Below are 14314 nucleotides of genomic sequence, written 5' to 3' on the forward strand. Positions count from 1 at the left end.
GATTGAAGGTTCACTTTATAATTGGAGGAGATTAGTTTGGTATATCCTGACACGAAAGAAACGGTGCAATTAATAAAAGAACTCGTATCCATTCCGAGTCCTTCGGGCAATACAGACAAAGTGATTACCTACGTGGAAAACTTTTTGTTGGAGCATGGTGTGGAAACAAAGCGTAACCGAAAAGGAGGACTTATCGCGGTTTTACCGGGAAAGGACAACAATAACCATCGGATGCTCACAGCCCATGTTGATACTTTAGGAGCGATGGTTAAAGAAATAAAACCGAGCGGCAGGCTGAAACTGGATCTTATTGGAGGCTTTAAGTACAACTCTGTAGAAGGAGAGTATTGTGAGATTGAAACGTCAGCTGGAGAAAAGTTTACTGGAACGATCCTGATGCATCAGACTTCTGTCCATGTTTACAAGGATGCAGGAAAAGCGGAACGGAACCAGGATAATATGGAAGTCCGGATTGACGAAAAAGTACATAGTGCGGAGGAAATAAGGTCGCTCGGCATTGAAGTTGGGGATTTTGTTTCTTTTGATCCGAGAGCAGAGGTGCTGGATAACGGGTATATCAAATCCCGCCATCTTGATGATAAGGCGAGTGTGGGCATTCTTTTGCAGCTTATCCGCCAGATAAAAATGAATAACATTGAGCTGCCATATACAACACATTTTCTTATCTCAAATAATGAAGAAATTGGTTACGGCGGCAATTCGAATATAACTCCGGAGACAGTAGAATATCTGGCGGTGGATATGGGAGCGATGGGCGACGGGCAGTCAACAGATGAGTATACCGTTTCCATCTGCGTAAAGGATGCGAGCGGACCGTATAATTACGGCCTCCGAAAAAAGCTCGTTCAGCTGGCTAAAGACAATGGAATAGATTATAAGCTGGATATTTATCCTTACTACGGATCCGATGCCAGTGCAGCAATCAGGTCGGGCCATGATATTGTTCATGGGCTTGTCGGACCGGGGATCGATTCGTCTCACGCCTTTGAAAGAACCCATACTGATTCCATAGACAATACGACAAAGCTGCTCTATCACTATCTTCTCTCTGCAATTTAAATGCCAGTTACGCGACCAGACCCCATACTAATCAAGTTAAGAGGATTGGACGATAATTTGCACTTAAATATGTGGTTTGAGCGTCGGGCAGCCGACTCCTTCGGAAACAGCAATAGGTGAAGAGCCATTCGGGAGCGATTTTCGTTCCCGAATTAGCTGAAGCATTGCCCGAGGAAAGCGGCTGCCTGGAGAGAAAGCCAGCATTACGATAACCAAGATTTATTAACTTGATGGCAACGGGGCCTGATGGCAACGGGGCCAGACCCCGCACGATTTTGTGAATTTTTCTTGTATGTCATGTAATGGAGGAGATTGAAGGGGAGGGGGGATTTTACTTGCTTAAGAAATTATTTGAGGATAACAGAGATGAATTTATAAACTTCATAAATTACATGTCTGATGCTATTTTCGTCATGGAAGTGGAAAATGAAGGAACTGCTTTCAGGTATCTGGCTGTTAACAAGGCAGCGGAAAACCAGGCGGGTTTCACAGGAAATGTTATTGGTTTACTGATCGAAGACGTCATGCCGGAAACGCCGGCCAGGGAGCTAAACGAGCAATATGAAAAAGTAGCCAAGTCGGGCGAAGAGGCAGTATTCGAACATGGAGGAGAAAACGGCATGATTGGCGAGTCTGCATTCACTCCTATATATGATGACGAAGGAAGGATCAGGCAAATCCTCTCAGTGACAAGAGACATTACAAAACGGAAGAGAGCCGAAGAGAAGCTCCAGGAAAGTGAACAAAAATACCAGTCACTTTTTGAATATAATTCCTCAGCGGTCTTTCTCCTTGATATGGATGGACGGCTGCAGAGTATAAACAAAGCTGCTGAAAGTCTTATAGGGTATGAGCCTCAGGACTTGTTGCAGCAGTCATTCGTCCCGTTCGTCCATACAGAGGAACTGGAAAAGGTTCTCGCTAAATTTTTCCAGGCAAGAAATGGAGAAGCACTGGAATATGAGACAACTCTCATTCATCAGAACAAGCACGAAATAGACTGCTCTATTATTAACCTCCCTGTTAAAGTAAACGGAGAAGTTGTAGGTATTTATGGGATAGTTAAAGATGTGACGGAAGAGAAACGGATGATCAGAGCTATCAGGGACAGTGAAGAAAGATTCAGCCGCCTGATTAATCACTCCCCCGACGCTATCCTGATTCACAGCGAAGGGTTCATTGATTACGCGAATGAGGCAGCGATAAAATTACTGGATGCTCCAGGTTTAAGCAGTCTCATGGGAAAATCAGTATACGATTTTCATCCAATCCGTATGAGAAAAGAGGTAAAAGGACATATTCTTGACCTTGAAGAAAATGAAAAAAAGCAAAACCTTTTTGAAGAAAAAATTCTTACCTTCGACGGAAAAGAGGTAGATGTGGAAGTCTCCCGAATTGCAATCGAGGATAGGGGGAAACAGGCAATTCATTCCTCTATACGTGATATCTCTGGCCGTAAGAGAATGGAGAGGGCTCTGAGAGACAGTGAGGAAAGATACAGGCTTATCGCAGATAATGCGACTGACCTTATCGAACTGACAGATATACACGGTACCTTTCTTTATATATCACCATCACATAAACGTGTTCTTGGTTATGAAATCGAAGCACTTAAAGAGTATTCAGCGATTGGCGAGTGTATCCATCCCCAGTGGAAAGAAGAGTTTCAGGAAAATTTCCAGGAAATTTGCCATTCCGGCGGCTACAAGTCAATGGAAGTGAAAGTGAAGCATGCTGATGGGAGCTGGCTCTGGCTGCACGTAGATCTTATTTCTATTAATAATACAGACGGGGAAGCAGAAAAAGTACTGCTGGTAGGGGAAGAAATAACGGAGAAAAAACAATACCAGCTAAAAATCCATCAAATGGCTTTTTTCGACCAGTTAACAGGCCTGCCAAACAGGAGTCTGTTTAAGGAAAAGCTGGAGCACGCGATGAAGGAAGCTGACGATAAAAATAACCAGTTTGCCGTCCTGTATCTCGACTGTGATAATTTTAAGCCGATTAATGATGAACTCGGCCATGACGCTGGAGACCTTTACCTGCAGTCCCTTGCCAAACTTTTAAAAGATAGTATTGGTGAGGAGGATACGGCTGCAAGGATCGGGGGAGATGAATTTAATATTCTCCTTAAAGGGATAACCAGCCAGGCTGAAATAGAAGGAAAAATAGAAAGGATCCTGGATCTTATAAGGGAGCCGTGGCAGCATGGTGGGACAAGCTGGCAGGTGACTTCCAGTATTGGAGTCGCCGTTTATCCTCATGATGGGCGGACTGTCCAGGAGCTCATAAAGAATGCAGACAAAGCTTTGTATATGGCTAAGGAAGAAGGAAAAAATAATTATTCCTTTTACACTTCAGCCTGCCAGAGCCGTCTTTAAAAACCCCTGCAGGGCAGATAACTGCCCTCAGGGGTTTAATTTTTACTTTGCCGTGCTTGTTTTATTCATAAATTTGATCAGGTCGGTAAGCAAAATACTGTAGCTGGAAAGATGTTTTTCCACTCTCCCAGGAAATTCACGTTCAATAAACTCGAGAGTATCCATGTTGGTGTGCCAGATGCCCCCATGTTTTTCAGTTTGTGTATATCCGTCGAAAGCACCGATTTCCCAGTTCGTTGCTTCCATGTAACCATATGGAATACCAAGTCTCTTAAATGGCGCATGGTCGCTCCAGTCACCGGTCGTTCCCTCAGGATAGGAAGGATTTAAACCAGGGTTAATTCGAATATCGAGCTTCTTTTTATCAGCAATATTCAGTGCCTGGTCCCTGATAAAACCATCTTCTCCTTCACTGCCGTGCATATACATATAATCACCGGCAATCAGGCTGTCCAGGTTGATCATACCTACAGTACTATTAATTTCATCCTCTGTCATATTATTAGCATAGTAGTTAGAACCTTGCAGGCCAACTTCTTCCGCGCCGAATGCGATGAAGACGACAGAATAAGGCGTGCTCACTTTGTGGAGCTTCTCTGCCACTTCCAGCATGATACCTACACCGGAAGCGTTGTCGTCAGCGCCAAGCCCAGCGCTTACAGAATCATAATGTGCACCTACGATGAGCTGTTCACTCGATCTTCCAGGTTTATAGGCTATTACGTTAGAAGACTCTGTTGTTACCCCACGTCTCGTATAGCTGAACTCCTGCACTTCTGTTTCAAAACCCATTCTTTCAAACTGGCTGCGGATGTATTCTTCCGCTTCCCGTTCCGCCGCACTACCTGCAACACGGCGTCCGATTTCCTGTGATAAATATTTCGTGTGCTCATAGGCCATAGCTCCAGGCTTATGTACAAGGGAAGGATGAAACGTGACTGTCTGAGCCGAAACACCACCGAAAGTAACAATAAGTAAAATTAGCGCCAGAATACTTGCAGTTACTTTTTTCTGCAAAACAACTCACTCCTTTTAAGATAAGTTTAACAACTTCATAGCATGTTCGTTATTAAGTACAAATTTATGGGGTATTTTTTAAAAATTTCGAAAAATAGTTCACTAGTCTTTCATCACGCATTAGAATACAACCGGGACTTTTCCCTGAATGTACTCTTGGGAATACAGCCATTATGGACGTGGATAGCATGGAGAGGGGTTAGTCGTATCACTTGAGGAGGAAAATTGGCCTGTTTTTTTCATACAAACATCAATATTTTATTTCTGAGTATCCAAGAATTGTAATTTGAAGCGACCTGACAATAAAGGGCCTATTACTCCGGAACTAAAATTCAGATAATTCAGAAACTAGTACTTTTTTTGAGATTTATTTTGGTACACTAAATATTAAAGGAGGTGATTCCCCAGGTTGACGCAGCAAGGTTTTACATAAGTAAGTTAAATCTGATTTAAACAGAGGAGGCGTTAAAATGAAAAAAACATTTAGTTTATTATTGACCTTAGTTCTCGTAATGTCTATGAGCATTTCTGTTTTTGCTCAGCCTCAATCGAAACCTAACGGTCCGTGGATCCAGCCAAACCAGACAGTGAAGCTTGAGAGCATGGCATCACCTGAAGATCTTGAGAAAGCACTCTTCCAAATTAATGATCGTGCGCGGGAAGGTCGTATGGAGCTGGAGGTAGTTGGTCATTCAGCGACATATGAGTACCCAATTTATGCTGTTAAATTTGGTGAAGCGGACACGGATAATCCAAAAATCTTCATTCAGACTCAAATTCACGGAGACGAGCAGCTTGGCACAGAAGCTTCTATTGACCTCATTCAGCAGTTAGCAATGAGCAACCATCCTGATATTAGGGAAATCCTTGATAACGTGACAGTTTGGTTTATTCCAATGTTGAACCCTGATGGTGCAGTGGTGTTTGAAACACCGCAGGGTCAATCCAAGCAGCGTCAGAACCTGCAAATTTGGGATCCGGCAGAGTTTGGGTTAGCAGAGGATACTCCGGCACCTTGGTATTATCGTCCTGATGCTGTAAGCAGAGAAATGGGTTTTGACGTGAACCGGGATTTCCATCCGGCGCTTGACTTTGATATTTCAACAGAATACACAGCTGGTTTGACGCCAGGGAGAAGTACAGCTCCAGGATTTTATGTCACACCTGAAGCAAGAGCTTCAAGAGCAGTATTTGAAGAGTTGCAGCCGGATTTGTTTATCGATCACCATCACCGGTACAGTAATGTAGTATCTGAAGATGACGACCGACTGAATACTCTTCAGCTAATCGCTCAGGTAGTAGATCAGGATAATGTAGTGGAGCATAACGGTGTGGAATATCGTGTAGACGATGAGTCACTTGCGTTGTCAAAACAAGTAAACAGCCTTGTGTATCAAGTGCTGCAAAAAGGAAACTCTCCATTTGGCGCTGTTTCCAGATATCCAGAAGTAAACCTTCCTGGTACTGCCCTTGGAAGTTACTCCATGAATGGTGCGGCGATTATGCTTTATGAAACTCGCGGCCAGCAGCATCCTGGAGGGCATACTGGCCAAAAAGCAAACGGCCAGTATACGAAGCAATCCTTTATCGGACTTTATGAAACGTTAAGAGGATTTGCTTCTGGGGAAGTGTATGAAATCGACCCTGCATTCTATGATGAGGAAATCCCATACGGAAGCCCTAGGATCGGTCGACCGAACTAAGGTTTTCAGTGCTTTAAAGTGGAAGCCACCCGTTTTTATACATAGCGGGTGGCTTCTTTGAATTCCCAGTTAAATACTCTTTAATATTATAAAGGGGGGGGGGCGGTGAATCTGGACAAATATTGGCTCAACAAGCAAAATTTGTCCAGCAAACGGGAGAATCTGGACAAATCTTCTTCGAAAAGTGAAAATTTGTCCAGCAATGGCAGGTTAGACCGGTAATATAATGAAATGCAACCACATTAAGTTACATTTAAGGAATTTTATGTAAAAATAATCGATAAATCAACGGTGAATCTGGACAAATATTGGCTCAACAAGCGAAATTTGTCCAGTAAACGGGAGAATCTGGACAAATCTTCTTCGAAAAGTGAAAATTTGTCCAGCAAAGGCAGGTTGGACCGGTAATTTATTGAAATGCAACCACAGTAAATTACATTTAAGGTATTTTATGTAAAAATAATCGATAAATCAACGGTGAATCTGGACAAATATTGGCTCAACAAGCGAAATTTGTCCAGTAAACGGGAGAATCTGGACAAATCTTCTTCGAAAAGTGAAAATTTGTCCAGAAAGGATGCCCCTTTGATAACCAGTGCCTGCCTTACTTATAAATATGGGAGATTACAGCTCCCCCCATATTATAGTCAGAATCTCAATAAGCCCTCCCTTTCCTGTCCACATACACAGTTTTGACTGCTGTACGCTGTATTTTTTCCCCGGAAGGTGTGAAGCCTTCAATGTTTATCGTTGTGTTATAGGTTCCTTCTCCTTTGTCAGGCAGTGTAATAGTTAATTTCTCGTCCTCAGCAGACTTGGAGGAGACAAAATAATTATGATGTGCAGTTGCTGAAGGGCGTTTTGCTGCCTGTCTTCCATTCACTGATGGTTCGAAATCGACTTCGTAAGTAACGTTAAAGTTTCTGGAAGGGAGCCTGTAGGAAGCAGCTTCCGGGACAGCAATCTGCCAGCTCTTTTTATCAAGTGCGGGAACGAGTCTGTAAAGGTTGTTTTGAGCAGAATGAAACTTTACGAGAAACAGATAAGCAGACTCTTCCTCAGTAAAAACGGAGATATTCCATTCCCCTTGCTCCGGTGTATCCAGCTCTATGCAATGATGCCAGGCTCCGTAAAAATACGCATCATCACGAACTGGGTTCACATCATAGGCTTTCTTTTTGTTAGAGCGGGGACTTGCTAAAATTATTTTGCTGACTTCCTGTGAGCATACCCAATTTAGTACAACCCGCTCCACTCCGTTTTCCACAAAAAAGGACTCTGCTGCTGTCCCCGCCTGTTTACCCCCTCGTGCAAATATAGCCAGTGCCTCATCGCTTTCTTCCTGAATAAAACTATGGTTTTCACTATGCGGAAATGGAGTTTTTAAAGTTTCCCTGAAAACCGGGAAAACATTAGTGCCGAGACGCACTTCAGCATGGTTCCAGTCTCCAACGGCGAGTTCGTTGCCATAAGGAAGACGGCTGCTTGAAACAGAGACGACACCGTCACTGGGACCCTGGATAAACATTCCGCCGATGCTGTACAAACTTAACAATGGACCAGCTTTATCGCCAGCAATCGTATAATACTTGTTACGTCCCGCTTCAGAAAGTCCGTCTGTTATCGCCCGGAAGTGATTCATGACGCCAGTCTGCAGGCTTTTCGTCCCTTCATTATTTGCCCCGATGAGATTTGCGAGCCACCCGGCCGGCCTGCTGTTTGCCAGATCAGCAAGTTCGCTTCCATAGTGAGGGGCAGCGATAGAAACGACCCCTTCCACTAGGTGATGTTTTCCAAAATGAATGAGGGCCGTCTGTGCATCTACAGCTCCTTTGCTGTAACCGATAAGAAAAAGTTTCCTGCCTTCGAAATAAGAAAATATTTGTTCCAGCTGGCTGGCCAGAAGTTCACCATTTTCCCAGTTGCTTTTCGGAACGCCGGCTGTGTCGTGAAGTTCAAGAAAAACAGTTTGAAACTGTGCCCCCGCAAGGCCATACATATCATTATCCCTGTACCAGAGAGCGGAGTCGTTTCTGAGCCCCTGAATAAAAACGATGACCGGCAGGGAAGAATCCAGGCCGGAAGGGGCATTGCCGATCATAATAGTCCCAGGCTTCATTGGCTGGCCAATGATCTCTGCAAAATCGTCCCTGTTAAATACAGTTTGTGGCATGTTTACACTCCGGTTATCGTCCATATAGATTTCCTTTCTGGTTAATGACATTTGAAATTCGCAGTCAAGCATGGTCAACTTCTTCCTGCAAAAGCAGTCCCCGCCTTGGAGGGGGGACAAGACGGGGGCTATACGAGTATGAATATTATTTGTTTTTAAATCTCTGATGAATATTATTATGTTTATACGTCCCTGCTTCGCTGAATTCAATGAGTTCAAGGGACAGGGCCAGATAACGTTTTTCGTATAGTACAGAGAAGTGACTTTTCATCGTCTCAAACAGTTCCTCGCAAACGGAATCTTTGTCGTCTTTCGAGCGGCCTGCTCCAATTTTCAGGGAGGCATGGACAAAGGCGTCATTTTCTTCTCCATCAGCTATCTCGTAATCTTTCAATTCTATTGCCCGTGAGCGGATGCCCCCGGGGGGAAAAATATCCTTTCGGGACAAAAGCACCGTGTTCACTTTTTTCAGCAGCTCAGGTATGTTTCCGTCTTCTTTAATGTTATCTGTGTATTCAAGAATGAAGTGGGGCACGGAAATTCAGCCTCCTTTTAAAATTGCCCAGAGTATGTGTCCATCCAGGCGTCACGTTCTTAGTGCTTCGTCTGAAATAATCGTGTTTTCAAGCCTGCCGACACCTTCCACTTCGGTGACTACATTATCGCCAGGTTTTGTATCCACAGAGCCTTTAGGGGTACCTGTCAGGATGATGTCTCCTTCGTTAAGCGTCATGAAACTGCTCAAGTATTCGATTAAATAGGGGATGGAAAATATCATATCTTTCGTGTTGCCCTCCTGAACTAACTCCCCGTTAATATATGTTCGTAATGACAGATTCATAGGATCTGCAATGTCTGAAGCATCCACAAACCAAGGACCTAGCGGCGTGCATGTATCCCGGTTTTTGACACGGAGGTTCGGGCGGTAATAGTTTTCAAGATAATCTCTTAAAGCATAATCATTTGCAACCGTATAGCCTGCCACATAGTTATAGGCATCCTCCCGGGAAACATTCCGGGCCTGGCGCCCGATAAGTACAGCGAGCTCACATTCATAATGCATATAGGTGACATCAGAAGGCCTGACTGTTTCTCCCCGGTGGCCAATGAACGTGTTCGGCCCCTTTAAAAATACAAGTGGTTCGGCAGGCGCATTGAAATCGAGTTCCTTCGCATGATCCGCATAATTCAGCCCCAGTGCAAAAACAGTCCCAGGCTCCACAGGCGGAAGCCAGGCTACTTCTTCCTGTGAGACAGTACGCCCATCCGCCAATCTGAGAGAATTGCTGTCCTTTTCTGTAGCGGAGTGGACAGTGCCTCCGTATACTACACGTGCTCGTTTCATTTTGCCACCTCCTCTAAGTACTGCTTTTCCGGAACGATCTGATTTTTCAGCTGACCTATTTTTTCAATAACGATTTTCACTTCATCCCCGGCTTTTACAAGAGGAGGATCTTCCGGGACGCCTGCGAGGAGGACATCTCCTGTTCTGAGTGTCATAAACCCGGTGACATCAGCGATAAGGCGGGGGACAGAGCGAATCAGGTTTTCTGTATTGTTTTTCTGGCGGAGCTCGCCATTTACAAATACCTGTATGCCAAGTTTTCCAGGATCTCCGGCATCTTCTGCCTTTACGATCCACGGTCCGGCAGGGCAGAAACCGTCACGGCATTTCTCTTTAATGGCCGGCCGGAAAAAGCTGTCGTGAGGGATGCTTATGTCATTAACGACTGTATAGCCTGAAACATACTCTAAAGCTTCTGCTTCAGAAACCCGGGTTGCGTTTTTCCCAATGACTATCCCGAGACATGCGCCTGCCTGCAGGTATTCTGTGTTTTCCGGCAAGGGAACAGGCGACCCGTATGCAGCCAGGGTGTTCGCAGGTTTAATATAAAGGATTGGGGCTTTCGGCTCCCCTTTATATGGAGGTTCATTAAGCTGATCTTTCATCTTTTCAAGGGCGCCTTTAAAGTTTAATAATGTCCCGTAAACAGTACCGGTAACAGGGGTATCAAAGGGTACTGAATCCGGTGAAATGAATTGGCCGTTTAATTCGGCTTTGTTATTTTGCAGATCTGCTGTGATTTCCTTATGTACCGGAGAACCAGGTAATTTTACTTTTGCGAGGATCATTCTTCAGACTCCTTCCGTGTATCTGGTGATTTAATAGTTAAGCTTTGTTAAAAACAAATGCTGAATTTTAATAGTAAGGTGATTGTAGATAAAAGTGTGATACGCCTTCGGGAATAGCATTAGCTGAAGCAATGCCCGAGGCAAGCGAGCGTCTTTTATCGAAAATCAACAGCAAATTTAACAAAACCAATAGGTTATTATAAATGATATCATAAATCATATATTATTTTAAAATTCGAATAAATCCCAAATATAAGTTTTAAATAAAAAGACGAACATTACTTTTCGATTGCAGCGTAAGACGGCGACTGTCTCTTCCTCTGCTCCTGCGGTTACTCGTCGCAAAAAGAGTTTTGCCAGCTTAGCTCCGTAGAATATACATCGAGACAACTTGATGCATTTACGGTGAAGAAGATGCTCGTTCCTGCGGGTACAGTGCGAGCTGAAAATCCATTTTTGTCGGAGTTCAGCCGTCAAAAATTAGTTGAGGCCGTGCCCGCAGAACGCATCCGTCTGAAGCGTAAATCGAACAACAAAGTAACTTTTTTATGAAGGGTTCATATTAAAATTGATAAACTTAACTTATGAAATTGATTCATTCTTATAATTTTTTTATGCAAAATACTGGGACAAAGACGATTGCTACCAAAAAGAAAACACCTTCCCTTGTATAGAAGATGCTCCGTGGTGTGTTATCCCGATGTAAAACGTCCGTAAAACTCCCGCCTCAAAACATAAAGTGAGGCGAAGATGTTCAGGCGGTAGCTAACGGACGCTAACATCCCGATTGGTTCAGTTGACAATCAGTGGGGGTGAAGAAAACCCTCACTGATTGAAGGTTCACTTTATATCGTTCCTGCTTTCCGTTTTTCGAAAGCAATTAATGTATTTAACTTATGCTGGCGGGAATAACTTTCAATCTCGGACATATCCTTTTTTTCCGTAAGAAGCTTAATAATCTGGTCGTGCTCCTTAACAGATTCCGGCGCCCGTTTCGGATAAAAGACCGCCCCTGTACGCCTGACTGTGTCCAGTCTTTCCCAAACCTGATTTATATTGTTGATTAAGTACTCGTTCGGGCAGTAGGAATAAATGATGAAGTGGAATTCTTTATTTCTTGAACCTATTACTTCCAGCTCATAATTCTTCACAGCTTCTCTCATAGTGTCATTGATATTTACCAGCCGGGAAATTCCTTCTTCGGTTATAAAAGGGACGCTGAGCACAGTAGCGTATCCTTCAAGAAGAGCAAGCATCTCAAGGCTTTCTTTGTAAAGAGTATCATCAATGGCAAGGACAACCGCGCCTGAATTCGGGCGGTATTTAATCAGCTGATCTGCTTCAAGCTGATGAATTGCTTCCCGGACAGGTATATGGCTTGAGCCGACCTCCTTTGCAATTTGATCAATAATAATCCGCTGCCCCGGTACATAGGTACCGTCTAAAATCCGTCCCCTGATCACTTCATAAGCATATTGGCGTTTGTTTAATTTTTTATAAACCATATTTTAAATATATATTAAATTATATATTATGGCAATTCTGTTTCTTTAAGTAAATGATTGAATTTACAGAAAATTTTGTATAACATTACTGAAGGCGGGTATGGAGCCGTAGCTCCGCTGATCGCATTAATTAGGAAGGAGGTGTGCCAGCTTTACCGGGAGTGTTTCTCTATACTCCTGCCCCAGTGTTTTCAAACATCTTAAGAAAATACTTTGCTCCTTTAGATAAGTATCGATCCTTGAGCCAGATGACAGCAGACTTCGAAACGACATCAGAATCAGTTATTACCTTGTATCTGAGATTTTCTGACGGGAAAAAATTAAGCGTTGATTTCGGAAGAACAGCAGCGCCTGCTTTTGCCGAAACGAGGGAAAGGATCATCGCTGCATCCGGGCATTCGCAGATTATATTCGGTTCAAAACCGTGTTTCCTGCACTCGTTGACAATCAGCTCAAACTGCCCGACACCATTAACCCGGCGAAGCAGCAGAAGCGGCACACTCTCCAGGTCTTTCATCCGGATTGTTTCCTCTGAGGAAGAAGATGTGAACGGCAATGAAGGGCTTTCAACAGTCGCAGCTGAATCTTCTGTTTGTGTAAAAAATTCATTTGAGTATACGAACACATAAGGTTCATCGGGCAGCGGCATGACAATGAAATCTTCTGAGGAATCAAGTGGGAGTCTCACAAGCCCAAGCTCGACTTCCCTTGTTCTGACAAGTTCGCTGATATGGAAAGTATCGCCCTCCCGAAGCTGGAAAGTTACTTCAGGGAAGTCATCACGAAAGGAGCGTATTCTTTCAGGCAGGAAGGAAAAGCAGGTTTTTACGGAACCTATAGAAATGATACCGCGGATTCCCTCACTAACTTCCTTTACTTCGCAGGCGGTGTCTTCCACGAGCTGAAGAATCTTTTCAGCTTTCAAAAAGAGTACTTTACCTGCTTCGGTAAGTTCCATTCTTTTTCCGTACCGCTCAAGAAGAGGGGTGCCCAGTTCCTGTTCCAGAAGCTTAAGCTGCTGGCTTAAAGGAGGCTGGGCCATATGCAGCCTCTTTGCTGCACGGGTAATCTGACCTTCCTGAGCAATAGTATAAAAGTACTTCAGCTGTTTAATGTCCAATCTGAGTGCCTCCTATGTATATGATTTTCATATAGTTAACCAACTTTTTTAATATTTATCATATATGATTTCATATGATACATTGTATATGAAACCGCTTACAGATTTTTTCGACAGTTAAAAAACTAATAATATAAATCTTTAAAGGAGAGAAAGCCCATGCCAGCATATCAGGAAGCAAAACAAAGATTACGAGGTTCTATCGCCCCAATTGTTACTCCATTCAATGAAGACTGCTCCATTGACTTTGACACATTTAAGGACTTAATTAACTGGCATATAGAAAGTGGAAGCCATGCTATTTCTGTAACAGGGACTACCGGGGAGCCAAGTTCCCTTACATTGGAAGAGAGAAAGCAGGTTATGAAAACTGCCGCTGAAACAATTAACGGTCGAGTGCCGTTTGTGCCTGGAACCGGTTCTACAAACCATGAGGAAACTCTTCATTTAACACAATATGCCCAGGAAATCGGCGCCGATGGAGCTCTTGTCATCGTACCGTATTACAACAAGCCTTCTCAGCATGCTCTTTATAAACATTTTAAGGCCGTTGCAGAATCCGTTGAAATTCCAATCATTGTCTACAATATTCCGGGGAGAACCGCAACAAACCTTGAAGTGAAAACACTTGCGAAACTCAGCCAGGACTGCCCGAATATTATTGGTGTAAAAGAGTCCAATAAAGACTTTGAACATATTAACCGAGTACTTCTCCACTGCGGCCGGGATTTCCTGCTTTATTCAGGAATTGAGCTCCTTTGCTACCCGATGCTTGCTATCGGAGGAGCGGGGCACATCAGCGCTACAGCGAATGTGGCACCGGACAAAGTAGCGGAAATTTACGATGCCTGGAAAGACGGAGATGTAGAGCGTGCACAGAATCTCCATTTTGAATTAATGCCTCTGAACGATGTGCTTTTCAAAGACACGAATCCTGCACCCCTTAAAGCAGCTTTAGGAATGATGGGGAAAATCAAGCCTGTCCTCCGCATGCCGATGGACCTGCCGGCACAGGAACTTCAGGACGAAATCAGAGAAGTTCTCGGCCAGTATCAGGAACTGCCTGAAGCAGTAGGGGTAAGTGATAAAGAATAATTTTTGTTGATTTTCACTTCAGGACACTCATGTGCCGCGGGCATTGAGCCCCGGCGGCTATACTAAAAACCCAGCTGCCCGTCTTATTGAAGATAATATTTAAAGTG

11 protein-coding genes are annotated in these 14314 nt (G+C 43.7%); 4 read left to right on the top strand and 7 right to left on the bottom strand.

What is annotated here, in order from left to right; translation table 11 throughout:
- The first annotated feature begins 36 nt into the window (after positions 1 to 36).
- Both BK582_RS07955 and BK582_RS07960 read left to right on the top strand, forming a co-directional pair.
- A complete protein-coding gene (locus BK582_RS07955) occupies positions 37 to 1080 on the top strand; it encodes a M42 family metallopeptidase (RefSeq protein WP_078594050.1) in 1044 nt (347 codons plus the stop codon).
- A gap of 335 nt (positions 1081 to 1415) precedes the next feature.
- Complete coding sequence (locus BK582_RS07960; RefSeq protein WP_169910901.1) at positions 1416 to 3461, top strand: sensor domain-containing diguanylate cyclase; 2046 nt, start codon at positions 1416 to 1418, stop codon at positions 3459 to 3461.
- A gap of 42 nt (positions 3462 to 3503) precedes the next feature.
- Here the strand turns inward: BK582_RS07960 and BK582_RS07965 are convergent, their stop codons facing one another.
- A complete protein-coding gene (locus tag BK582_RS07965; protein WP_078594054.1) occupies positions 3504 to 4478 on the bottom strand; it encodes a M20/M25/M40 family metallo-hydrolase in 975 nt (324 codons plus the stop codon).
- A 470-nt stretch (positions 4479 to 4948) separates the two neighbouring features.
- Here BK582_RS07965 and BK582_RS07970 point away from each other — a divergent pair, with 470 nt between their 5' ends.
- Complete coding sequence (locus tag BK582_RS07970; RefSeq protein WP_078594056.1) at positions 4949 to 6181, top strand: M14 family zinc carboxypeptidase; 1233 nt, start codon at positions 4949 to 4951, stop codon at positions 6179 to 6181.
- A 655-nt stretch (positions 6182 to 6836) separates the two neighbouring features.
- Here the strand turns inward: BK582_RS07970 and BK582_RS07975 are convergent.
- The 6 genes from BK582_RS07975 to BK582_RS08000 form a co-directional block, all read right to left on the bottom strand.
- A complete protein-coding gene (locus BK582_RS07975; protein ID WP_167553049.1) occupies positions 6837 to 8405 on the bottom strand; it encodes an esterase/lipase family protein in 1569 nt (522 codons plus the stop codon).
- A 94-nt stretch (positions 8406 to 8499) separates the two neighbouring features.
- A complete protein-coding gene (locus tag BK582_RS07980) occupies positions 8500 to 8889 on the bottom strand; it encodes a 5-carboxymethyl-2-hydroxymuconate Delta-isomerase (RefSeq protein ID WP_078594060.1) in 390 nt (129 codons plus the stop codon).
- Between the two features lie 51 nt (positions 8890 to 8940).
- A complete protein-coding gene (locus tag BK582_RS07985; RefSeq protein ID WP_078594062.1) occupies positions 8941 to 9699 on the bottom strand; it encodes a fumarylacetoacetate hydrolase family protein in 759 nt (252 codons plus the stop codon).
- Entirely contained in the window at positions 9696 to 10487 is a 792-nt protein-coding gene (locus tag BK582_RS07990) for a fumarylacetoacetate hydrolase family protein (protein ID WP_078594064.1), read from the bottom strand. Before BK582_RS07990 ends, BK582_RS07985 begins: the two co-directional genes overlap by 4 nt.
- Positions 10488 to 11332: 845 nt before the next feature.
- Entirely contained in the window at positions 11333 to 11992 is a 660-nt protein-coding gene (locus tag BK582_RS07995) for a GntR family transcriptional regulator (RefSeq protein WP_078594066.1), read from the bottom strand.
- Between the two features lie 169 nt (positions 11993 to 12161).
- Positions 12162 to 13112 (bottom strand): LysR family transcriptional regulator, encoded by a 951-nt coding sequence (locus BK582_RS08000; RefSeq protein ID WP_078594068.1) that lies wholly within the window; start codon positions 13110 to 13112, stop codon positions 12162 to 12164.
- Between the two features lie 159 nt (positions 13113 to 13271).
- On the opposite strand from BK582_RS08000, the gene hpaI reads away from it, so the two are divergent.
- Positions 13272 to 14207, top strand: coding sequence for a 2,4-dihydroxyhept-2-ene-1,7-dioic acid aldolase (hpaI, locus tag BK582_RS08005; RefSeq protein WP_078594070.1), 936 nt, complete (start codon positions 13272 to 13274; stop codon positions 14205 to 14207).
- The last annotated feature ends 107 nt before the right edge of the window (positions 14208 to 14314 follow it).

The organism is Evansella clarkii (assembly GCF_002019695.1).
Lineage (GTDB): Bacteria > Bacillota > Bacilli > Bacillales > Salisediminibacteriaceae > Evansella > Evansella clarkii.

What these genes read in the sequence shown, in the direction of transcription:
- BK582_RS07970 (WP_078594056.1), top strand. Translation starts at nt 4,949, where the DNA reads ATGAAAAAAACATTTAGTTTATTATTGACCTTAGTTCTCGTAATGTCT.
- BK582_RS07975 (WP_167553049.1), bottom strand. Translation starts at nt 8,405, where the DNA reads ATGTCATTAACCAGAAAGGAAATCTATATGGACGATAACCGGAGTGTA.
- BK582_RS07985 (WP_078594062.1), bottom strand. Translation starts at nt 9,699, where the DNA reads ATGAAACGAGCACGTGTAGTATACGGAGGCACTGTCCACTCCGCTACA.
- BK582_RS07990 (WP_078594064.1), bottom strand. Translation starts at nt 10,487, where the DNA reads ATGATCCTCGCAAAAGTAAAATTACCTGGTTCTCCGGTACATAAGGAA.
- BK582_RS07995 (WP_078594066.1), bottom strand. Translation starts at nt 11,992, where the DNA reads ATGGTTTATAAAAAATTAAACAAACGCCAATATGCTTATGAAGTGATC.
- hpaI (WP_078594070.1), top strand. Translation starts at nt 13,272, where the DNA reads ATGCCAGCATATCAGGAAGCAAAACAAAGATTACGAGGTTCTATCGCC.